A 21,678-nucleotide genomic window follows, 5' to 3' on the forward strand; every position below is an offset into this window, starting at 1 on the left:
GAGGCCCTGACGGACCAGCGGCAGCCGCGCGGCACCGGTCCGGACCTCGGCCCTCTCGCCCGGAGATACACACATCGGCGACCCCGTCGGCCTCCTTCCGGGAAGCCTGTACATGCACATCAGCCCCCGAAGAGGAGCTCCTCCGGCGGGGGTCCGACAATTGCCGACACCGTCCTGGACGGTCTGCAGCCCCGCTGGGCGCCCACCGGAGTAGCCTCCGAACAAATAGTTGTTCGGAGGTGACCGTGATGGAACGTCGGCTGCTGCGCGGGACCGGGCCCGACCTCGGCCCGTTGGCCACGCGGTTCCATGGCGAGGAGCGGACCGTCCTGCACGTCCTCGAGGCGCAGGCCGCGGACCGCCCCGACGCGGACTGGCTGGTGTTCGACGGGCGGGACCGGCTGACGTTCGCCGGAGCCCGGGACGCCGGTCTGCGGGTGGCCGCCGCCCTGGCCGCCCGCGGACTCGCCGGGAGCCGGGTCGCGCTCCTGCTGCGCAACCAGCTCGAGTTCATGCCGGTGTTCCTCGGCGCGCTCGCCTCGTGCGGGGTCGCGGCGCCGATGAACCCAGAGCTGCGCGGACAGCTGCTGGGGATCCTGCTCGGCCGGTGCGACCCCCAGGTCCTCGCCGTACGCGTGGACCTGCTGCCCCGGCTCGCCGAGCTTCGCGACCTGGGCGGTGTCCGGCTCGTGATCGCCTGTGGCGCGGGCGATCTGCCGGACACGATGCACGGCGTGCCGGTCCTCGGGCTGGACGCGCTGGTCGACGGGGTGCCCGCGGAGCGACCGCCCGTACGTCCGCGCCCGTCCGATCTCGCGGTGCTCATGTTCACCTCGGGCACCAGCGGCGGGTCGAAGGCCGCGATGTGGCCCCACCACTACCTCTACCTCGCCTCCGCGATGGCCTCCGACGCCCTCGGTCACACCCCGGACGACGTGCTGTCCACGCCCCTGCAGATGTGTCACATCGCCGGGCTGCAGGTCTTTGCGAACTCCGCGCTGCACGTCGGCTGCACGGCGCACCTCAAGAGCGCGTTCTCGGCGCGGAACTGGTGGACCGAGGTCGCCGAGGACGGCGCCACGTTCGCGATGCTGATGGGTCAGATGACCGCGATGATCCTCCACGCGGTGCCGGAAGCTCCCGAGCACCGGCTGCACACCCTCTACGTGCTGCCTCAGCCCGCGGACCGGTTCGAGTTCGAGCGCCGGTACGGCACCACCGTCGTCTGGCAGGGCTGGGGGATGACGGAGATCTTCCCGCACCTCCCCCGCCGCGAGCGGCTGGAGGGCGTCTCCGCGGACACCATCGGGCCCGCGCCCGCGTGGGTCGACCACGGCGTGGTCGACACGGACGACCGCATGCTCGGCCCGGGCGAGCTCGGCGAGCTCGTGTACCGCCCGCTGCTGCCGGACGCGATGGCCCGCGGCTACTTCGGCGACGCCGAGACCACCGCGGACGCTTTCCGCAACTTCATGTTCCACACCGGGGACCTCGGCTTCTACGACGAGCGGGGCCACGTCCACTTCGTCATGCGCAACCAGGACTCCATCCGGCGCCGCGGCGAGAACATCTCCGCCGTGGAGCTGGAGAACGTCACCCGCACCCACCCGGCCGTGGTCGACGCGGCGGCCTACGCCGTCTCCGCCGAGCTGGGCGAGCACGAGGTCAAGCTGGACGTGGTGCTACGCGGCGAACCCGACCTCGACGCCCTGCACGCATGGCTGCGCGAACAGCTCCCCCGCTACATGGTCCCCCGCTACCTCGAGGCCCGCCCCGACCTCCCCCGCACCCCCAGCCAGCGAGTGGAGAAGTACAAGCTCGCTGCGGACGGCCTGGACCGCCCGCAGGTGCGCGAGTTCGACCTGCGGCGGCGGTGAGCTCGGGTCCGCCTGCGCACCGCCAGGGCGAGGAGGACCACGGCTGCGGACACCACCGGGATCAGGGTGCCCAGGGCCGCGAGGGCCGGGTAGGTGCCGTTCTGGAACAGCCCCAGGATCACGAACCCGACGACGGGAAGCCTCGACGAGATCGGCCCCACCATCGCGAAGGCGGACTGCGCACTGGGCGTGGCCTGGGGCAGGTAGAGCACGAGGTAGGCGACCACCAGCAGCACCAGCGACCCGGCGAGCCCGAACGGCGGGCCGGCGAACGCCGCGACGAGGGCCACGGCGATCACGACGTGGGACAGCGAAGGGCAGCACGGCGGCGACCAGCAGGTAGAGGAGCATGCCGAGGCGGGCGAGCACCGAGCAGCCGTACCGCCTCGGCGGGCACCCCGACCCGCACCGTGGCCCCGACCTCGGGACCCGGGGTCCCGAGGGTGCGCACCCGCACGACGGCGCCGGCATCGAGCGCGACGATGTACTCGGAGAGGGGGCCGAGAATCACCGCAGTCTCCACCGCCCCCCGCCACCGGTCCGCGATCTCCGCACCAGGACCGAACCGCCAGTCCTCCGGCCGGCTGAGGACGAGGACCAGGGTGTCCGTCGACAGCCCGTGCTCCTGCGCCACGACCGGGCCCACCGCTGTCCGCACCCCGTCCGCGGCCACGGTCCCGACCAGCTCGTTGCCAGCTCCCATGAACCGGGCAACGCCCGTGTCCGCCGGGCGCAGGTAGACCTCCGCGGGCGGGGCGGACTGGGCGATCCGGCCCTCCCGCAGCACAACGAGGCGGGTGGCGAGGGTGAGGGCCTCCTCCTGGTCGTGCGTGAGGTAGACGGCGGTGAACCCCAGCTCGGCGTGCAGCCTGCGGATCTCGCCGCGCAGCTGGTCGCGCCACCTTGGCGCCCCCGCCGCCACGTCCAGCGTGACATCGTCGATCGCCCGGGCCTCGCCGCCGTCTCGCCGGGCGAAGGTCTTGCGGACTCCCTCGACCCCGATCCGGGGGGCCGACGCGCGTGGGGGTCGCGACCGCCGTCATCCGAGACCCAGCCGGTTGAGCAGGTCCGCCCGGACAGGAGGGAGCTCGCGGATCGCCGGGTCGACGTACCCGGCGGGCAGCGCGGCGGTCTCCCCGACGGCACCGATCGGGGAGGCGCCGGTCGAGGCGTTGAACGCCTGCTGGCCCGCGTCGGTGAACAGGAAGTCGTAGAGCAGCCGGGCCGCGTTCGGGCTCGCGGAGCCCGCGGAGATCATCGTGGCGAACTCGACCCCGGTCGTGGGCTCGGGCACGACGAAGTCGATCGGGGCGCCCTTGTCGGCCAACGGCTTCGTCACCGACAGCACGTCCGGAAGGGCCAGCGCCGCCTCGCCCGCTGCCAGCTGCTGGGTTCCGGGCACCATGCTGTCCACGACGGTGGGCTGTTGGGCCACGAGCCGCTCGAGGAAGTCCGGCGCCACCTACTCGTTCAGCATGCGGGCGAGCGCCACGTAGGAGGGGACATTGCGCGGGTCCCCGAGCAGGATCGTGCCCTTGTACTCGGGAGCGAGGCGTCCTCCCAGGTCCGCGGCGGGTCCTGCACCTCGGAGGTGTTGTCGCCGATGCCGAGCGTTGACCCCGGTCGTCGCGATGCCCTCGGCGAAGAAGCGGTCGGGCAGCCGGGCGAGGTCGGGCAGGGCCGTCTCGTCGAACCGCTCGAACCACCCCGCGGACAGGCCCTTGTCGACGAAGTTCGGGGCGGCGAGGGTCACCAGCCCCGCGGTGACGGCGCCTGCGGCCCGCTCCTGGGCGTAGCGCACGCCCAGCGGGCCGGTTGCGAGCCGCAGCGACCCCACCTTCACCCCCGGGTGCTGCCGGGTGAATGCCTCGACCACGGCGTCGTTGAGCGCGGGCTCCTGCGAGCTGTACCAGGTCAGGACGGGTTCGGACTTGGCCTGGTCGTACACGCCCTGCAGGGCTGGTGGGACAGGCACGGTCTCGGCGGGCGGTGCGGAGGTACCCCCGCACGCCGCGAGCAGGATGGCCGCCGCCAGCAACCCGACGACGTGCGACAGCCCCTCATCGCGGCCTCCTTCGTTCTCGGCGGGCGTCAGCCCGCGGTCAGGGTGAGGAGTCGGGCGATCTCCTCCTCGGCGAACCCGGCCTCGCGCAGCACGTCGACCGAGTGCTCGCCGAGGCGGGGCGGGCGGGTGTGCGCCGTCCCCGCGTCGTCGAGGGGGAGGCGGACCATGGGCAGGGCGGGCTCCTCCCCCGGTTCCGGGTCGGCCGCCACGACAGTCCCGCGGTCCACGGCGACCGGGTGCTCGACGGCGGCCCGCAGGTCGTTCACCGGCCCCACCGGGATCCCGGCCTCCCGCAGGATCGCGACGCACCGGTCGGTCGTGTGCCTGCCGACCTGCTCCTGGACGGCCGCGTGCAGCGCGACCCGGTTGCGCACGCGCGCGGCGGACCCGACGAAGCGCTCGTCGGACGCCAGCTCGGGCAACCCGAGCGCGGGGCACAACCGCGCGAACAGACCGTCGTTCCCCGCTGCGATCATGACCCAGCCGTCGCTGGTCTCGAAGCACTCGTAGGGCGCGGTGATCGGCGATGCCGATCCCAGCGGCCCGGGGGTGACCCCGGTGGCGTACATGCCGATGATCTGGTGGCAGAGCAGGGCGTACCCGCTGTCGACGAGGGTGGCCTCCACGTGCTCGCCCACCCCGGTGACGTCCCGCCTCCGCAGCGCGGCCATGATCGCCATCGCCGCCCACATCCCGGTGGTGAGGTCCGTGAGCGAGGGGGCGACGCGCACCGGGGCACCGCCCGGCTCGCCGGTCATGCTCATCATCCCGGTGAAGGCCTGGACCAGTGGGTCGTAGCCGGGCAGCCCGGCGGCGGCGCCGGAGGCGCCGAAGGCGGACACCGAGCAGTAGACCACTCGGGGGTTGCGGGCGTGGACATCTGGGAACCCGAGGCCGAGCTTGTCCGCCGCGCCGGGCCGGTAGCTCTGCACGACGACGTCCGCGGACTCGGCGAGCCGCAGGAACGCCTCCCGCCCTGCCGGGTCCTTGAGGTCCAGGACGACACTGCGCTTGTTCCGGTTCACGGCGTGGAATACCGCGCTCTCGGCACCGCGGTGCGGGGGCATGCTCCGCGCGTCGTCACCGCCCCCGGGTCGCTCGACCTTGACCACGTCCGCCCCGAGGTCGGCGAGAATCATGGCGCTGTAGGGGCCCGCGATGGTCGTCGTCAGCTCGAGGACCCGGATCCCCCGGAAGGTGTCGGCGCTGCTCACCCTCTCGACGCTACGACCGCCCCGACCGGGAAGCAAACATTTGTTTGCAGGGGTCGGCGATTCCTTGCTAGACCCTCCCCATGAACGAGCAACCCAGGGTGGCCGTCGTGACGGGGGCGGCGAACGGCATCGGACTGGCCACCGCGACCCTGCTCCACCACCGCGGATGGGCGGTGGTGATCGCCGACCTCGACGGCGTCGGGGCCGAAGGGCGGCGCGCCGCCCTCGACCCGGCGGGGGCGTCCACGCTCGCGGTGGCCGCAGACGTCACCGATACCGCGGCCGTCGGGCACCTGATGGCGGCGACCGGCGAGCGGTTCGGGCGGATCGACGCCCTCGTGAACAACGCCGGGCGGCCCGTCGCGACCCCCGTCGCCGAGCTCACCGACGCCGACTGGGCGGCGGCGCTCGACGTGAACCTGGGCAGCGCCTTGCGCTGCGCGCGCGCCGCACTCCCCCTCCTTCGTAGGTCGGAGTCAGCGGCGGTGGTCATGATGGCCTCGGCTGCCGCATTGATCGGCATGGCGGGCCGGGCGGGCTACGGCGCGGCCAAGGCGGGCGTCACGGGGCTGACCCGGGTCCTCGCCATCGAGTGGGCGGAGTACGGCATCCGGGTCAACGCCGTCGCGCCGGGCTATGTGCGGACCGCCGGGTTCGACGAGCGGATCGGCGTCGAGCGGGGCCGGGTCTACGCCGAGCGGGTGCCCCTCCGTCGCCTCTGCGCGCCGGAGGAGGTGGCCTCCGCGATCGCGTTCCTCTCCTCGCCCGAGTCCTCCTACGTCACCGGCCAGACCCTCGCCATCGACGGCGGCCTGACGGTCCGCGGCGAGGGATGACGGCCGTTGACACCCTCCCGGACCGACCATAGGGTCGGCTCAACAAACAGTTGTTTGGGTTGTCCCTGACGACGTCGACATGAGGAGCCACATGGGCAAGCTGGACGGCAAGGTCGCACTGATCACCGGCGCCGGCCGCGGCCAAGGCCGGGCACACGCGGTGAAGTTGGCCTCCGAGGGTGCGGACATCATCGCCCTGGACATCTGCGCACCGATCGCGAGCGTGCCCTACGAGCTCGCGAGCCAGGCCGACCTCGACGAGACCGCCAAGCTGGTCGAGCAGCTCGACCGCCGGATCGTCGCCCGCGCCGCGGACGTGCGGGACCGCGTCCAGGTTGCCGAGGCCGTCCAGGCGGGCGCGAGCGAGCTCGGCCGCCTGGACATCGTGGTGGCCAACGCGGGCATCTGGTCCGCCGCCCCGTTCGTCGACATGACCGACGAGATGTACCGGGACATGATCGACGTGCAGATGCACGGGCCCTACAACACCTGCAAGGCCGCAGTGCCGATCCTGCTCGAGCAGGACCAGGGCGGCTCGATCGTGATCATCAGCTCGACCGCCGGGATGCGCGGGTTCCCCAACCAGGTGCACTACAACATGGGCAAGCACGCGGTCGTGGGCCTCATGCGCACGCTGGCGAACGAGCTGGCGCCGAAGTTCATCCGCTGCAACACGATCCACCCGAGCTCCACCAACACGAAGATGATCCAGAACGAGGCCATCTGGAGCGCCTTCGCCCCGGGCGTCGAGAACCCCACGGTGGACGACTTCGGCGACACCTTCACCGCCATGAACTTGCTCCCGATCCCCTGGATGGAGCCGGGCGACATCTCCGACGCGGTGGCCTGGCTGGCGTCTGACGAGTCCAAGTACGTCACGGGCGTCACGCTGCCCGTGGACGCGGGGTATCTCGCCAAGTACAACTGATCCAGGGCGGGCCGGCCGCCCGGATCTCTCACGGGGGTCGACGACGATGAACCGCACGCCGACCCGCGCGTCCGTCGCCGAGCGGCGAGCCGCCCTCGCGCAGCGCCGTCCAGTGTGGATGCCGCGGACCACGGCGCAGCTGCTGGACGCGGCCGCCGCCGAGCACCCGGACCGGCCCCTCCTGCTCACTGACGGGGCCCCGGTCACCTACGAGGCGATGGCGGGATGGTCGGCCCGCCTCGCCGCCGGCCTGGTCGCTCGGGGCGTCTGCCCAGGCGACCACGTCGCGCTCGATCTGCCCAACGGCCCGGAGGCGGTCGCGCTGCGCTTTGCAGTCGCCCGGCTCGGGGCGGTCGCGCTGCCGCTCAACACCTCCCTGCGCCATGCCGAGCTGCGGTACGCACTGCACCAGTCGGACTCGGTCCTGCTCGTCACGGTCGCCCGGTTCCGGGACGTCGACCACCTGGCCGAGCTGGACCGGATCGTGCCGGGATGGGACACCCGCCCGGGGCTTGCGGGGGCGGACGTGCTGCCCCGGCTGCGCGAGGTGGTGGTCGTCGGCCCGACCCGCCGGGGGACCACGCTCGCCGCTCTGGAGGCCGCGGGTCGGGCCGTCCGCTCCGCCGAGGTCGCGCGCCGGACGGCCGTGGCTGACCCGTTCGGCACGTCCGACCTGATCTACACATCGGGCACCACCGGCGACGCCAAGGGGGTGCTCCTCACCCACGACGCCGTCCTGCGCACCGCCCACGCCAGCGCCTACTCCCGCGCGTTCGACGACGGGTGGCGGATGCTCTTCGCCGTGCCGCTGTTCCACGTGTTCGGCTACGTCGAGGGCCTGCTGGCCGTCATGGCTGTGGGCGGGGCGGTCAGGATGCAGGAGGTGTTCGATGCCGACCGCATGCTCGCCGACCTCGGCGAACACCGGATCGACGAGCTGATGTGCGTGCCCGCGATGACCACCGTCGTGCTCGAGCGCACCCGGCACGTCGACTACGACGCGACCTCGCTGCGCACCATCTTCAGCTCCGGTGGCGTCCACCCGCCCGGCATCTGGTCGGCACTGCGCGCCGCCTTCGGCGTCGAGGAGTGCTACACGGCCTACGGGCAGACCGAGACCACGGCGTCGACCGTCTGCACCCGCCCCGGTGACGACGAGGAGCGGCTGAGCGGGACCAACGGCGCGGCCAAGCCCGGCGGGGTGGCGGGTGAGCCCGGCCTCGGCGGCACCCTCGCAGAGTACTCCGTGATCGACCCGGACACCGGGGCCCACCTCGGCCGGGGGGTCGCGGGCGAGCTGGTGGTCCGGGGCCCGATCGTGACCCGCGGCTACTACCGCAAGCCCGCCGAGACGGCCGCGGCCTTCACCGCCGACGGCTGGTTCCGCACCGGCGACCTCGGCCTGCTCGACGAGCAGGGCTACCTCGTACTGACCGGCCGCCGGAAGGAGTCCTACCGGTGCGGCGGCGAGCTGGTGCTGCCCGGCGAGGTCGAGCGGACCCTCGCTGCACACCCAGGGGTCGCGGAGGCCCACGTGGTCGGGCTACCGGACGACCGGATGGGTGAGGTCGGCTGTGCGTGGATCGTGCCGCGCGACCCCACCGCCCCGCCCACCGCAGCCGAGATCGTCGACTTCTGCCGTGATCGCCTGGCCCGGTTCAAGGTCCCGCGCACGGTCCTGTTCTCCTGCGCCGAGGACCTGCCCCGGACGGCGACCGCCCGGGTACAGAAGTTCGTCCTCGTCGAGCGGGCGCTCAGCCGAACCGCTCGCGCAGCTCCCGCTTGAGCACCTTGCCGTAGGCGTTGCGCGGCAGGGCGTCCACCCAGACGACCCGCTTCGGCACCCGGTAGCCGGCGAGGGCCGCGCGCGCACCGGCGATGATCGCGACGTCGTCCCGCTCCGGTCCATCGGGGACGACCACCGCGGTCACGGCCTCGCCCCAGATCCGGTCCGGGAGACCGACGACCGCGACCTCCCGGACCTGCGGAAGGCGGACCAGCACGTCCTCGACCTCGCGGGCGTACACGTTGGACCCGCCGGTGACGATCATGTCCTTCACCCGGTCCACGATGTACAGGTAGGAGTCCTCGGTGAGGTAGCCGACGTCCCCGGTGTGCAGCCAACCTCCCGCGAGCGTCGCCGCCGTCGCGTCCGGCCGGTTCCAGTAGCCGGTCATGGTCTGCGGTGCGCGCGCCAGGATCTCCCCCGCCTCGCCCGCGGGCAGGTCGTGGTCGAACTCGTCCACCACCCGGAGCTCGACACCGGGCAGCACCCGGCCCGCGGACCGCACGAGGGAGGACTCGGGGTCGGCCAACGCCCGCCGGTGGTCCGCCTCGTCGAGCACCGTGAAGAACATCGGGGACTCCATCTGGGCGAACGACTGCACCAGCCGACCGGCGAACCGCTCGACGGCCTCCCGCAGGGTCGCGGGGTCGATCGGGGAGCCCGCGTAGTACAGCCGGCGCAGGGTGTCCGGCGGGGCCCAGCCCGCGGGCAGCGCGTCGAGAAGCATCCGGATCATCGAGGGCACCACGAACATCCCGGTGACGCCGTGCTCGTCGACCAGGGTGACGGTGCGGGCGGCGTCGTAGCTGCGGCACAACAGGTTCAGCCCGCCCCGGCGCAGCGTCGGCAGTAGCAGGAACCCGGCGCCGTGGGTCAGCGGCGCGACGTGCAGGGTGATCTCGTCGTCGCCGTAGGACAGGACCTCCTCGGTCCGGTCCGCCACCCGCTCCCACGACCGGTGGGTCAGCACGACGGCCTTCGGCGCCCCGGTCGTCCCGCTCGTGTACATGAGGCTGGCGGGCGCCTCCGGGTCGCACGGCACCGGCTCGCCGAGCGGGGTGCCGAGGCTGGCGAGGTCGTCGAGCCCGCCGGCGTCCGCCTCGAGCACCGACAGCCCCTCGACGTCCGGGACCCGGCCCCGGAACTCCCCCGCGGTGACCAGCACGCGGCTGCCGGAGTCGGTGAGCATGTGCAGGTAGTCCTCGCGCACCAGCCGCACGTTCAGCGGGACGACGACGAGCCCCGCCGCGATCGCGCCCAGGTAGGCCTCGACGTAGGCGAGCGAGTTGTTCAGCAGCAGCGCGACGCGGTCACCGGCCTCCAGCCCGCTCGCCCGGAAGCCGCCGCCGATTGCCGCGGCCCGGTCCCAGAGCCCGCCGTAGTCCAGCCGCTCGTCGGTGTCCAGGTCGTGCAGGCACGGCAACCGCGGGGACCGCAGAGCGGTGCCGCGCAGGATCTGGGCCGCGGTAGCGGCGGTGCGGGTCGGGGCGGCGGTGTCCGTCATGCCTGCGGACGCTAGGCGCGCCCCACCGGGGGATGGTAGGGAGAAACCGAAAAAACGAGTGCTTGTTCTTGGAGGATCTCCATGCCGGTGTCGACCGAGGAGTTGCTCACCGAGGTCGCGGGCCGCCTGACCGCCGATACCGACGAGCTCGTCGCCCGCCAGCTCGCGGCGTTGCGTCGCCATCCCGCGTACGACCCGGTCCCCCAGGACGACCTGCGCCGCTCTTGCCGGCGCAACGTGCAGCGGGTGGTCGCGACCCTGACCGACCGACCCGCCCTGTCCGGGATCGAGGAGGACGAGCGCGAGTCGGGGCAGCGCCGGGCGCGCCAGGGAGTGCCCGCCGACGCCGTGGTCGAGGCGTACCGCGCGGTGATGGCCGTACTCCGGGACGCGTTCGTCGACGCCGCCTCCGAGAGCGGGGCCGACCCCTGGGCCGTCCTCGCGGGCGCCACCCGCCTGTGGGACCTGACCGACCGCTACTCCGGGGTGCTCGTCTCCGCCCGCCAGCAGGTGGAGATCGACAGTGCCCGGCGGGACGAGCGGCGGCGCATCACGTTCGTGCAGCGCCTGCTGGGCGGCGGGATCGACTCCGCCGAGCTCGGCACGGTCGGGGCGGCACACGGGCTGCGCACCGGGGAGCGGTACCGCGTCGTGCGCGCCCGCGACCCGCTCGACCCCCACCGGATGGCCCGCCACCTCGAGCACCGGGACGCGCGGGCGCTGATCGCCCCGCTCGACGGGGACGTGGTGGGCCTGCTCACGACGCCACCAGAACCGTTGTCCGACAGCGTGATCGCGGTGGCGGGGCCGGTCCCGCTCGCCGAGGTCGACAGCGCCTTCGAGGAGGCGACCCGGGTGCTGACGGTGGCGGTGCGGTACGGGCGGACAGGAGTGGTGGACAGCTCGTCGCTGTCGGTGCGCGTCGCCGTGGAGCAGGAGCGCGAGCTCGGCGAGCAGCTGCACCGGCGCTACCTGGTGGACCTCCTGAGCGGGGGGCCCGGGTCCGTCGCGTTGGTCGAGACGGTCGCGCGGTGGCTGCGGGAGCAGCGCTCGGTGCAGGCCACGGCCCGCGCGCTCTCGGTGCACGAGAACACCGTGCGTTACCGGTTGAGCCGCTTCGCCGAGATCGTGGGCGCGAACCTCGCCGACACCGACGTCCTCGTCGAGGTGTGGTGGGCGTTGGAGTACACACACATCCGGTCCGAGTGATGCCTTCACCGGCGAACGAACAGTTGTTTATAGTCGGACCAGCACCTCCCGACGAGAAGAGCGCCCATGCCACCCTCACGCACCAGCTCGCGCGCGCCCACGGGCGCCACGCCGCGCGAGGCGATCCTGAGCGCCGCCACGGAGCTCTTCGGCGAACACGGGTACACCGGCACCTCGATGCGGGACATCGCGACCGCAGTCGGCGTGCTGCCGGGCAGCCTCTACGCCCACATCCAGAGCAAGGACGCGGTGCTCCTCGAGATCATCGAGGGCGGCGTAGACCGGTTCGTCGCCGCCGCGGACGAGATCGAGGCACAGCGCACCTCGGCCACCGAGGCCCTGCGGCTCGCCGTACGTGCGCACCTGCGCATCGTGGCGGACAACCCGGGCCGCACACTGATCGTCTTCCACCAGTGGCGCTTCCTGACCGAGCCGCATCGGACCCGACTGCGGGAGAAGCGCCGCAGCTACGAGAAGTTCTTCACCCGCGCGGTCGCGGCGGGCGTGGCGAGCGGCGAGTTCTCCGCCGACGTCGACGTGAAGGTGGCCGTCCTGGGCCTGCTCGGCGCCCTGAACTGGACCCCTGAGTGGTACTCGCCGGACGGTCCTGCGACCCCGGACGAGCTCGCGACAAAGCTGGCCGACGCCCTGCTCGGCGGGCTGCGCTCCCGCTCCTGAGCGCGGCCCCGATTGCAGTCCTTGTGGGCCATGGCCGACGGCTGATACGTTCGTAACAAACGATTGTTCAAGCAGAAGGGCGACTCCGATGGCGCTGATCGCTCCGTCGTTCGACGACTACGCGACGAAGTACGAGACCATCCGACTGGAGCGGGACGAGGCCGGCGTCCTGCAGATGACCCTGCACTCGGACGGCAAGAGCCTGGTGTGGACGCCGCAGGTGCACGACGAGCTCGCCTACTGCTTCACCGACATCGCCTGCGACGCCGAGAACCGGGTCCTGGTGCTGACCGGCGTCGGTGACTCGTTCTGCTCCGAGATCGACTTCTCCACGTTCAGCCTCGGCACCGCCAAGGACTGGTCGCAGATCATCTTCGAGGGCCAGCGGCTCCTGCAGAACCTGATGAACATCGAGGTCCCGGTCATCGCGGCCATCAACGGCCCGGCGACCGTGCACCCCGAGATCCCGGTGCTGTCGGACATCACCATCGCGTCGAACACCACGACATTCGCCGACTCTCCGCACTTCGCGAACGGAATCGTCCCCGGGGACGGCGCGCACATCTGCTGGACCCACGTGCTCGGCCCGCAGCGCGGCCGGTACTTCCTGCTCACGGAGCAGACCCTCGACGCCGAGCAGGCGCTCGCGTTCGGCGTGGTCAACGAGGTGGTCGCGCCCGAGCAGGTCCTCCCCCGCGCCCGCGAGATCGCGGCCCGGATCGCCGCCAAGCCGCCGCTGGGCGCCCGCTACACCCGCGTGATGCTCACCCGTGAGATCAAGCGGCTCATCCACGAGCAGCAGGGCATGGGTCTGACCCACGAGGCCCTGGCCGCGCTCTCCCTCTGACCCCCTCTGACCCAGGACGGCACGTTGAGCGAGCAGACCTTCAACCGGCTGCGGCACACCTTCGACGACTTCGCGCTGAACGACAGCGTGGAGACCGCGGGCCGGACCGTCGACATCGGCGACATCACCACGTTCGCCGGACTGACCGGCGACCACTATCCCTTGCACACCGACGAGGAGTTCTGTCGATCGACACCTTTCGGCGGAAGGATCGCGCACGGCCCGCTCACCTACGGGTTCGCCGTCGGCCTGGTGGCTCGGTCCGGGTTCCTCGGCGACGCGATCGTTGCGTTCCTGGAGTGTCAAGGCCTCACTGCCCTCGCACCGGTTCGGCCCGGGGACACCATTCGCGTCCGGGCGGCGGTTGCGCTCGCTGTGCCGAGCCAGGACCCGAGAAAACCATACGGGAAGTTGCACATCGACTATCTCGTGCTCAACCAGAAGGACGAGCAGGTCATGCGATTTCGCATGGTCCTCCTCGCTCGACGCGATATCCAGGAGGACAACGGTGAGTGACACCGAGCCGGTGTTCATCGGCATCGGCGAGCAGCCGTCGGGCCGCTACCCGAATCGCCCGTTCATGGGCGACCTCGTCCGGGTCGGCGTCGCTGCGGTGAAGGACGCCGGGCTGACGATGACCGACATCGACACCATCCTGCTCATCCCCTGCCTGCACTCACCCGCCGACCAGGCCGACCTGGTCTTCTCGCGGATCGTCGAGGAGCTGGGGCTGAACAAGAAGGTCAAGTGCCAGTACATGGTCCACTCCGGTGGGTCGACCAGTGACAACACGATCCGGACCGCGGCCGGCCTGATCGACAGCGGGCACGCGAAGAACGTCCTGGTGCTGCAGGCCGAGAAGTGGGGCTCCGCCCCGGTCACCGAGATGATCGACATGCTCACCGCGAACGGGATCCCCCGTGAGTGGGAGAAGCAGTCCGGGGTCAGCTTCAATGCCGTCGGCGCGCTCATCCAGCAGCGGTACATGTTCGAGAGCGGGTCCACGCCGGCCGAGATGGCGTCGGTCTGTGTGGCGCTGCGGGACTGGGCGAACCTCAACCCCAACGCCATGTACAGGGACAAGAAGCTCACCGTCGAGCAGGTCCTGGGCTCGAAGATGATCACCGACCCGATCCGGGCCTTCGAGTGCCCGATGCTGGCGGACGGGGCCTGTGCCCTCGTGCTCACCAGTCGGAGCAACGCCCGCGCGCTCGGCAAGGACCGGGTCGTGCGGATCGCGGGCGAGGGCGGCGTGGTGTCGCACTACAGCATCGGCCAGGAGCGCGAGGTCGGGAAGCTCGGCTGGGAGCTCGCGGGGCCCGCGGCCTACGAGATGGCGGGCTGGGGTCCGGAGGACGCGGACATCGCCGAGATCTACGACTCCTACGCCGCGGTCCTGACCAGCGGTCTGGAGGGTCTCGGGCTGGCGCCGAAGGGCGAGGCCGCACGGATGTTCGCACGCGGCGAGTTCTCCCCGGGCGGGCGGCTGCCCGTCAACACCAACGGCGGGCTGCTGTCCGCCGGGCACACCGGCGTCGGCGGGGGCACGGCGCTGCTCACCGAGGGCGTTCGACAGCTGCTCGGTCGCGCAGGCTCCGAACGCCAGGTCGAGGGCGCCACCCGCGCGGTTCTGGGCGGATCGGGCGGAACCTACATGGACTCGCAGGTCCTCCTGCTGGAAGGGGTTTCGGCGTGACGAGCTCGAACGAGGCCGGGATGGATGCGCTGACCGAGCCCTACCGCGAGGCCCTGCGCCGCGGCGAGCTCATGGTCCAGCACTGCAAGGCGTGCAACCGGAACATCATGTACCCGCGGCACCTGTGCCCGTTCTGCTACGAGGACCAGCTGGACTTCGTGCCCGGCCCGACCACCGGAGTCCTGCACAGCTTCGCCGTGCACCGCGTCGGCTCCCCGACCGGGTTCGAGGACCAGCTCCCCTACGCCGTCGGGATCGTCAAGCTGGAGGGCGACGTCCAGTTCCTGGCCCGCCTCTGGCCGGACGCCGAGGGCGACTGGGGCCGGTACACCCTCGACGGTGAGGTCGTCTTCCGCCCCGCTGACGCCGAGGAGATGACGGCTCGGCCGGTGCCCTGGTTCGGCCTGGCCTGACGCAGGACCCGGGGCCGCGCACCGCCCTCGGGCGGTGCGCGGCCCGTTCATGCTGGGAGAGAACGTGATCGGAGTAGGGATCGTCGGGCTGAGTGCGGCCCGCGGATGGGCGGCGCGGGCCCACCTGCCCGCGCTGCGGGCCCAGCCGGAGCGGTTCGCGGTCCGGGCATCGTGCGCGAGCAGCCCGGAGTCCGGGCGGGCGGGCGCCGAGGCCCACGGGGTGCCGGTGGCCTGCGCGGACGCCGCGGAGCTCGCCGCCCGCCCGGACGTCGACCTGGTCGTCGTCACGGTCAAGGTGCCGCACCACGAGGAGCTCGTCGGTGCCGCGCTCGCCGAGGGTAAGGCCGTACTGTGCGAGTGGCCGCTGGGCAACGGGACGGTCGAGGCCGAGCGGATGACCATTGCGGCGCAGGGGGTCCCGGCCTTCGTCGGGCTCCAGGCGCGGTCGGCGCCCGCGGTCGGGCAGGTCCGGGAGCTGGTGCTGAGCGGCGCGGTCGGCGAGATCCTGAGCACCACGGTGGTCGGCACCGGCGGGCGCTGGGGCGCGAGCGTCGACCGGGAGGGCCGCTACCTGGTCGACGCCGCGAACGGCGCCACCCTGCTGACCATCCCCTTCGGACACACGCTCGACGCCGTCTGCTCGGTCCTCGGCGAGCCCGACCGGATCGGCGCCGTTCTCGCCACCCGACGTCCGCAGGTCGTCCTCGAGGAGACCGGCGAGCGCATCCCGATGACCGCCGAGGACCAGGTCGCGGTCACCGCGACGTTCGGTGGTGCGGTCGCCACGTTCCACTACCGCGGCGGCACGGATGCCGGCACCGGGTTCCGGTGGGAGATCCACGGCACGGACGGCACGGTCGTCGTCCGCGGGGACACCGGCCACCTGCAGTACGGCGCCGTCGAGGTCCTCCTCGCGCGCGGCGGCGGCCCCCTGGAACCGATCGTCCCGGCGCCGCCCCGGGTGCCCACCGAGCACGGCTCCCCCGCCCACGTCGTCGCCCAGGCCTACGCCGCTCTGGCGGACGACCTGGCCGACGGGGGCCACCGCGTCCCCCTCTTCGCCGACGCCCTCGCCCGCCACCGCACCCTCGACCTCATCCGCAGCGCAGCGCACGAGTAGGAGCACCATGGACAGCATCCGACGGGTCATCACCGGCATCGACGAGACCGGGAAGTCGATCGTCGTGAGCGACGAGCAGGTCCCCGGCATCCGCCCGCCGATCCTCGGCGGCGCCACCCTGATCGACCTGTTCGGCGAGGACGCAGTCCCGACCGTGCCGAACGACGGCAGCCACGACGAGTCCCGCCGCTACTTCCCCGCGGGTCCCGCGGGGTACCGGTTCACCTTGTTCAGCTACCCACCGCAGGGCGAGATGACCGTGCCGGACGACCTCGAGGCCGCGGTCGCCGAGAGCGCGCGGCTCGCGCCGGGACTCGAGGACGCCGTGTCCTCGCCGGACGGCTGGCACTACACCCCGACCGTCGACCTGGAGTACGTGATCGAGGGCGAGTTCACCCTCTACCTGGACGAGGGCGCGAGCGTGACGCTGCGAAAGGGCGACTCGATCGTGCACTGCGGCGAGAAGCACTCGTGGGTCAACACCGGCACCACCCAGGCCACCATGCTGCTGGTCTTCATCGGCGCCCACCAGGACGAGGACCGGTTCGGGAAGTACCGGATCACGCACCCGTGAACCGGGGCGGGCGCCTCCCGGCGAAGGCCGCCCGCCCCTCCCGCGCGTCCTCGCTGGTCTGCAGCAGGGCCAGCATGACCGCCTCGGCGCGCAGGCCCTGGGCGAGGTCAAGGGACCGCGACCGGACCGCGAGCTCCTTGGTGGCCTGCGCGGCGAGCGGGGCGTTCGCCGCGATCACCTCGGCGCCGGACCTCGTCGAGCAGCTGCCCGCGCTGGGTCAGCATCGCCTCGCCCAGGCCGCCGCCCACCGTCCCGGGATCGTGCAGGTCCGCGCCGACGCAGAAGGACCGCTCCCCCACCCCCGTCAGCACGGCGACCCGCACCGCGGGGTCGTCCCGGACCCGCTGCCACACCGCGGACAGCTCGGCGTGGGCGGCGGTGTCCAGGGCGTTGAGCTTCTCCGGCCGGTCCAGCGTGACCAGCGCGACCCCGTCGGAGAGCTCGAACCCGATCGTCACGACCGCGGCTCGGAGATGCTCTCGTACCACCAGGTGCGCAGGTCCGGGTCCATCGCCGGGGACATGACGAGCTTGGGGGTGCGCCCCGCGGCGAGTGCCTCCGCGCGTTCGCGCCGCGCCAGCTCGAACAGCGCCGAGTCCGCCCGCTCCCGGTCCTCCGCCTCGTAGAACGCCAGGTAGCGGTACGGGGCGTCCGGCGTGTCCCGGGTCATCCGGGCGTCGTCGGCCAACCGGAAGCGCTGGGCGAGGACGAACCCGTCGATCGCCAGGATCTCGTCCAGGTGGTGCTCGGTGTACCAGGCGTTGTACTCCTCCTCCCGGCCGTCGACCGGGTTGGAGAAGACCAGCAGGATCCCGCGGCTCACGGGCGGGTCGCCTCGCGCTCGCGCTGCCACTGCTCCTTGGCCGCCGCCCGGGCGGCCGAGGTGGCGGCCCGGTTGTCGTCCGACTGGGACAGGACGTGCTCGTAGGACCCCAGGACGGGTTCCAGCGAGCCGTCGAACCGTGGGATCACCCGCTCGGCGAACAGCTCGTAGCTGCGCAGGGTGTCGCTCCAGTTCGCGAAGTCGATGCCCTGGAACAGGTAGGTGCCGAAGCCTCCGGTCCGGCCGAGCAGCCGCTGGATCTGCGCGGCGGCCATGTCCGCGGTCCCGATCGACGCGCGCCCGCTGGAGTTGAGCGTCTCCACCAGCTCGGCCGTGGTGTCCGGGACGGCGATGGCCGACGGCGAGATGTGCGAGAGGTATTCGTACTGCCAGCGCAGGCCGTGCTCGCACTGGCGCACGGCCTCGGCCTCGGTGTCCGCGACGTGCATCGGGCCCATGAGCCGCCAGTTCGACCGGTCGATCGTGTGACCGGTGCGGGCGGCCTCCTCGTTCATGATGTCCCAGTGCACCGGCAGCTGGTCGTTGCCGGTCGGGTCCGTCGCGGCGAGGGACAGCAGGCCGAGCCCGTGTCGGCCCGCCAGCTTCGGGCCCGACGGCGACACCGTGCCGACCACGGAGACGTCGAGACTCCCGTGGAAGGGCCGCAGCTGCAGCACCGCGTCCTGCAGCGTGACCCAGTCCGCCTTGTGGCTCACCGTCTCCCCCGCCAACAGGCGAAGGATGATGTCCAGCGACTCCTCCATGCGCGGCCGCAGGTCGGTGGCCTCCAGGCCGAACATCTTCGCGTCGGTGGGCAGCTGGCCGGGCCCCGCCCCGAACATCACCCGGCCGCGGGTCATGTGCGAGAGCTGCACGATCCGGTCCGCCACCTGGAAGGGGTGGTGGTAGGGCAGCGAGATCACGCCGGTGCCGAGCCGGATCCGCTGCGTCCGCTCGGCCGCGGCGGCGATCATCAGCTCGGGCGAGGCGACGATCTCGGCCCCGCCGGAGTGGTGCTCGCCGAACCAGATCTCGTCGAACCCGAGCTGGTCGAGGTGCACGGCGAGCTCGATCGCCCGGCGGATGGCGACCGTCGGGCTCAGCCCGATGACGTTCTGCGGCGGCACGAACACGCCGAACTTCAGGGGGGTCATGCGGCTCCTCCAGAGGTGGACAGGGTGCGCAGCAGACCGGTGCGCTCGCCTGCGGCGTGCACCTGGTCGATCAGCCGGAGATGGGCGTCGACGGTACGGACGCTGGGTTCGCAGAGCAGGACGTCGACGCCCGCGTCGGCGTAGTCGGCGAACACGCCCGCCAGCCGCGTCGAGGACTCGGTGTCCAGCCTGCGGTCGTCCGCGCCGGGCTGGTCGGGCGGGTTCATCAAGCGGGAGACGACGAACCGGAAGTGCGGCGAGGCGCCCAGCCGCTCCAGCTCGGTGCGGGTTGCCCGGGCCTGGGGCGACATGAGCTCGTGGCCGATCCAGCCGTCGCCGAGCGTCGCGGCCCGGCGCAGTGCGGGCTCGGAGTGCCCGCCCAGCAGGATCGGGACCGGCGCGGCGGGTCGGGGCACGAAGTGGACGGGCTCGGGGACGCTCACCACGTCGCCGTCGTAGGTGACCGGCGAGCCCGCCCAGGCCGCCCGCATCAGGGCCATCGTGTCCTCGGTCCGCGCGGCGCGGCGCGCCCACGGCACCCCGAGCGCGTCGAACTCCTCGCGGAGCCAGCCGATGCCGGCCCCGCACCACACCCGTCCGCCGGACAGCACGTCGAGCGTGGCGATCTGTTTGGCCAGGACCAGCGGGTTGCGCTGGGGCAACACGCACACGCCGACGGCGAGGACCAGGTCGGTGGTGACGGCGGCCGCCCAGGTCAGGGTGGTCCAGGCCTCGAGCGTGGTCTCGTCCATCGGACGGGGGTAGCGCCCGTCCCGCGTGGAGCCCGCGGTGGTGCTGCGGACCTCCCCCGCCGGGAAAACGACGTGGTCGGCCACCCAGCCCGAGTGCATCCCGGCCTGGTCGGCGGCCTTCGCGACGGCGGCCAGCTGCTCACCGGTCACCCCCGCGCAGTGGTAGGGCAGCCGCACTCCGAGCTTCATTGCGGCCTCCGGTTGTAGTCGGGCTCACGCTTCTCCAGGAAGGCGGCGACTCCCTCGCGGATGTCGTCGGTGTACTGCAGGGCGGTCACGGCCCAGTAGCCGGACGTGATCGCGGTTTGCAGGTCCTGGTTCCAGCCCGCCTTGAGCGCCTGCTTGGTGGCCTCCACCGCACGCCACGGGTTCCGGGCGATTCGCGCGGCCAGCGCCACGGCCTCGTCGATCAGCTCATCGGGCTCGACGACCCGGTTGACCAGACCGATCGCCTCGGCCCGGTCGGCGGTGATCACGTCCCCGGTGAGGAACAGCTCGGCCGCCATGCCGGACCCGACGAGCTTGGGCAGGAAGTAGGCGCCGCCGTTGCCGGGCGGCAGGCCCAGCTTGACGTAGGTCTCGCCGAGCTTGGCCCGCCGGGAGGCGATCCGGATGTCGCACGCCATCGCCAGGTCCAGCCCTCCGGCCGTGGCGCCGCCGTTGATCGCGGCGACCACCGGTAGCCTGCTGGCCGTGAGCCGTTGGGTGACGGGGTAGAGCGCGCGGGCGTTGAACGGCTCGTGGGTGCGCGGGAGCACCTCGGTGAGGTGGTGCTGCATCGCGTGCAGGTCCGCGCCGGCGCAGAACACCTTGCCGGCGCCGGTGAGGACCACCGCACGGATGCCCGGGTCGGACTCCAGGTCGTCGAAGGCCCGGGCCAGGTCCTGAGCCAGCTCGACGACGACGCCGTTGCCCTGTTCCGGCCGGTTCAGGGTCAGCAGCGCGACCCCTTCGGCCGGGAACTCGTAGAACAGCGTGTCCAGGTCGATGCGCTTCACGAGAGACGCTCCAGGACGGTCGCGACGGTGACCGCGTAGCCGCCGCCCATCCAGCCGCCGCAGTTCACGGCCAACCCGAGCCGGGCGCCCTCGACCTGGCGGGCTCCCGCCCTGCCGCGCAGCTGCGTGGTGAGCTCGGCGATCTGAGCCAGCCCGGTGGCCCCGAGCGCGTGCCCGCGGCTGATCAGCCCGCCGCTGGTGTTGACCGGCATCCGGCCGCCGAGGTCGGTCTCGCCCCGGCGGACGAGCAGGTGCTCCTCGCCCTTCTCGCACAGCCCGATCTCGCCGTACTGCAGGAGCTCGGCGGGGGCGGCAGCGTCGTGCAGCTCGATCAGGTCGACCTCCGCGACCGGCACCCCGGACACCTCGACGGCGGCCGTGCTCGCCTCGGTGACCGGCGGCGCAGTCCGCCCGCCCCGCAGGGCGCACGCGCGCACCAGCAGGGTCTCGGCGTCCGGCAGGTCGGCCCGGGCGTAGTCCGCGGAGCACACCAGGGCCGCCGCCGCGCCGTCGGTCAGCGGCGAGCACATCGCCAGCGTCAGCGGCGGGACGATCGTGCGGCTGGCGAGCACCGCCTCGATCGTCTGCGGGGTCTGGAACTGGGCGAGCGGGTTGTGCGAGGCGTTCGTGCGGTTCTTCACCGCCACCCGCGCGAAGTCCTCCGCCGTCGCGCCGTTGCGCGCCAGGAAGTCCCGGGCCTCGGCGGAGTAGAAGTCCATCAGGATGGACTTCGTCCAGTCCTCGTCCGGCCCGGCCTCGCCGATCTCGGAGATGTCCGTGGAGCCGCGCAGCGCCTTGAACGAACGGACCTTGTCCTCGCTGGTCAGCTGCTCCACGCCGACCGCGAGCACGACGTCGGCGAAGCCGCCCGACACCGCCTCGACGGCCATGTGCAGGGCTGAGCTGCCCGAGGCGCAGGCGTTCTCCACGTTGATCAGTGGCGCGCCGGCCAGCCCGTGGTGGCGGAACGCGACCTGGCCCTTGATCATGTCCTGCTGGGTCACGGTGGCGGCGACGGCGTTGCCCAGGTACACCCGGTCGACCAGCTCGGGCGCCACGCCCGCATCCTTGAGGGCCTCGTCGGCCGCTCCGGTCGCCATGGCCCGCAGGCCCCAGCCCGGCGCCCGCCGGAAGGGGGTCATCCCCGAGCCGGCGATCACGACGTCACGCATGTGCACCTCGGTCCCGTCCACAAACAAACAGT

At 72.4% G+C, this 21,678-nt stretch carries 23 protein-coding genes; 12 read left to right on the forward strand and 11 right to left on the reverse strand.

Annotation, left to right across the window (positions count from 1 at the left end; all coding sequences use genetic code 11):
• The first annotated feature begins 248 nt into the window (after positions 1–248).
• Complete coding sequence (locus ACL02T_RS27795) at positions 249–1,877, forward strand: AMP-binding protein (protein WP_412833739.1); 1,629 nt, start codon at positions 249–251, stop codon at positions 1,875–1,877.
• A gap of 295 nt (positions 1,878–2,172) precedes the next feature.
• On the opposite strand, the gene ACL02T_RS27800 is transcribed toward ACL02T_RS27795, so the two are convergent.
• The 4 genes from ACL02T_RS27800 to ACL02T_RS27815 form a co-directional block, all read right to left on the reverse strand.
• Positions 2,173–2,799 carry a TOBE domain-containing protein gene (locus ACL02T_RS27800; RefSeq protein ID WP_412833740.1) on the reverse strand — a complete coding sequence of 209 codons (627 nt, stop codon included), beginning with the start codon at positions 2,797–2,799 and terminating at the stop codon, positions 2,173–2,175.
• 117 nt (positions 2,800–2,916) lie between these two features.
• Positions 2,917–3,339, reverse strand: coding sequence for a hypothetical protein (locus ACL02T_RS27805; protein ID WP_412833741.1), 423 nt, complete (start codon positions 3,337–3,339; stop codon positions 2,917–2,919).
• Entirely contained in the window at positions 3,340–3,852 is a 513-nt protein-coding gene (locus ACL02T_RS27810) for a type 2 periplasmic-binding domain-containing protein (protein WP_412833742.1), read from the reverse strand.
• 116 nt (positions 3,853–3,968) lie between these two features.
• Complete coding sequence (locus ACL02T_RS27815) at positions 3,969–5,156, reverse strand: CaiB/BaiF CoA transferase family protein (RefSeq protein ID WP_412833743.1); 1,188 nt, start codon at positions 5,154–5,156, stop codon at positions 3,969–3,971.
• A gap of 80 nt (positions 5,157–5,236) precedes the next feature.
• Here ACL02T_RS27815 and ACL02T_RS27820 point away from each other — a divergent pair, with 80 nt between their 5' ends.
• The 3 genes from ACL02T_RS27820 to ACL02T_RS27830 all read left to right on the forward strand — a co-directional run bounded on the left by ACL02T_RS27820 (position 5,237) and on the right by ACL02T_RS27830 (position 8,706).
• Entirely contained in the window at positions 5,237–5,992 is a 756-nt protein-coding gene (locus ACL02T_RS27820) for an SDR family NAD(P)-dependent oxidoreductase (protein ID WP_412833744.1), read from the forward strand.
• A 91-nt stretch (positions 5,993–6,083) separates the two neighbouring features.
• Complete coding sequence (locus ACL02T_RS27825) at positions 6,084–6,920, forward strand: mycofactocin-coupled SDR family oxidoreductase (RefSeq protein ID WP_358199565.1); 837 nt, start codon at positions 6,084–6,086, stop codon at positions 6,918–6,920.
• Positions 6,921–6,966: 46 nt separating this feature from the next.
• A complete protein-coding gene (locus ACL02T_RS27830; protein ID WP_412833745.1) occupies positions 6,967–8,706 on the forward strand; it encodes a class I adenylate-forming enzyme family protein in 1,740 nt (579 codons plus the stop codon).
• On the opposite strand, the gene ACL02T_RS27835 is transcribed toward ACL02T_RS27830, so the two are convergent.
• The gene (locus tag ACL02T_RS27835; protein WP_412833746.1) at positions 8,675–10,210 is read right to left on the reverse strand and encodes a class I adenylate-forming enzyme family protein; all 1,536 of its coding nucleotides are present in this window, start codon (positions 10,208–10,210) and stop codon (positions 8,675–8,677) included. The two genes, ACL02T_RS27830 and ACL02T_RS27835, sit on opposite strands and share 32 nt — an antisense overlap.
• An 81-nt stretch (positions 10,211–10,291) precedes the next feature.
• Between ACL02T_RS27835 and ACL02T_RS27840 the strand changes: the two genes are divergently transcribed.
• The 8 genes from ACL02T_RS27840 (at position 10,292) to ACL02T_RS27875 (ending at position 16,747) form a co-directional block, all read left to right on the forward strand.
• Complete coding sequence (locus ACL02T_RS27840) at positions 10,292–11,419, forward strand: PucR family transcriptional regulator (protein ID WP_412833747.1); 1,128 nt, start codon at positions 10,292–10,294, stop codon at positions 11,417–11,419.
• 66 nt (positions 11,420–11,485) lie between these two features.
• Entirely contained in the window at positions 11,486–12,097 is a 612-nt protein-coding gene (locus tag ACL02T_RS27845) for a TetR/AcrR family transcriptional regulator (RefSeq protein ID WP_412833748.1), read from the forward strand.
• An 88-nt stretch (positions 12,098–12,185) separates the two neighbouring features.
• The gene (locus ACL02T_RS27850) at positions 12,186–12,944 is read left to right on the forward strand and encodes an enoyl-CoA hydratase/isomerase family protein (RefSeq protein WP_412833749.1); all 759 of its coding nucleotides are present in this window, start codon (positions 12,186–12,188) and stop codon (positions 12,942–12,944) included.
• A 24-nt stretch (positions 12,945–12,968) separates the two neighbouring features.
• A complete protein-coding gene (locus ACL02T_RS27855) occupies positions 12,969–13,460 on the forward strand; it encodes a MaoC family dehydratase (protein WP_412833750.1) in 492 nt (163 codons plus the stop codon).
• Entirely contained in the window at positions 13,453–14,640 is a 1,188-nt protein-coding gene (locus ACL02T_RS27860) for a thiolase family protein (RefSeq protein ID WP_412833751.1), read from the forward strand. Before ACL02T_RS27855 ends, ACL02T_RS27860 begins: the two co-directional genes overlap by 8 nt.
• Complete coding sequence (locus ACL02T_RS27865) at positions 14,637–15,053, forward strand: Zn-ribbon domain-containing OB-fold protein (protein ID WP_412833752.1); 417 nt, start codon at positions 14,637–14,639, stop codon at positions 15,051–15,053. Before ACL02T_RS27860 ends, ACL02T_RS27865 begins: the two co-directional genes overlap by 4 nt.
• Positions 15,054–15,117: 64 nt before the next feature.
• Entirely contained in the window at positions 15,118–16,173 is a 1,056-nt protein-coding gene (locus ACL02T_RS27870) for a Gfo/Idh/MocA family protein (protein ID WP_412833753.1), read from the forward strand.
• Positions 16,174–16,180: 7 nt separating this feature from the next.
• The gene (locus tag ACL02T_RS27875; protein WP_412833754.1) at positions 16,181–16,747 is read left to right on the forward strand and encodes a cupin domain-containing protein; all 567 of its coding nucleotides are present in this window, start codon (positions 16,181–16,183) and stop codon (positions 16,745–16,747) included.
• A gap of 107 nt (positions 16,748–16,854) precedes the next feature.
• Here the strand turns inward: ACL02T_RS27875 and ACL02T_RS27880 are convergent, their stop codons facing one another.
• From ACL02T_RS27880 to ACL02T_RS27905, 6 genes are read right to left on the reverse strand one after another with little or no spacing between them, the layout of a single operon-like run.
• Positions 16,855–17,205: an enoyl-CoA hydratase/isomerase family protein gene (locus ACL02T_RS27880; RefSeq protein ID WP_412833755.1), complete on the reverse strand. Its 351-nt coding sequence runs from the start codon at positions 17,203–17,205 to the stop codon at positions 16,855–16,857.
• Complete coding sequence (locus ACL02T_RS27885) at positions 17,202–17,570, reverse strand: hypothetical protein (protein ID WP_412833756.1); 369 nt, start codon at positions 17,568–17,570, stop codon at positions 17,202–17,204. Before ACL02T_RS27885 ends, ACL02T_RS27880 begins: the two co-directional genes overlap by 4 nt.
• A complete protein-coding gene (locus tag ACL02T_RS27890; RefSeq protein WP_412833757.1) occupies positions 17,567–18,724 on the reverse strand; it encodes an LLM class flavin-dependent oxidoreductase in 1,158 nt (385 codons plus the stop codon). Before ACL02T_RS27890 ends, ACL02T_RS27885 begins: the two co-directional genes overlap by 4 nt.
• Positions 18,721–19,665: a TIGR03619 family F420-dependent LLM class oxidoreductase gene (locus ACL02T_RS27895; RefSeq protein WP_412833758.1), complete on the reverse strand. Its 945-nt coding sequence runs from the start codon at positions 19,663–19,665 to the stop codon at positions 18,721–18,723. The genes ACL02T_RS27890 and ACL02T_RS27895 overlap by 4 nt, the downstream gene beginning before the upstream one ends.
• Positions 19,662–20,474: an enoyl-CoA hydratase/isomerase family protein gene (locus tag ACL02T_RS27900; protein ID WP_412833759.1), complete on the reverse strand. Its 813-nt coding sequence runs from the start codon at positions 20,472–20,474 to the stop codon at positions 19,662–19,664. The genes ACL02T_RS27895 and ACL02T_RS27900 overlap by 4 nt, the downstream gene beginning before the upstream one ends.
• Positions 20,471–21,646, reverse strand: a complete 1,176-nt coding sequence (locus ACL02T_RS27905; RefSeq protein ID WP_412833760.1) for a thiolase family protein — start codon at positions 21,644–21,646, stop codon at positions 20,471–20,473. Before ACL02T_RS27905 ends, ACL02T_RS27900 begins: the two co-directional genes overlap by 4 nt.
• Positions 21,647–21,678 lie beyond the last annotated feature (32 nt).

This window comes from Pseudonocardia oceanicola (assembly GCF_047200735.1).
Classification (GTDB): Bacteria; Actinomycetota; Actinomycetes; order Mycobacteriales; family Pseudonocardiaceae; genus Pseudonocardia.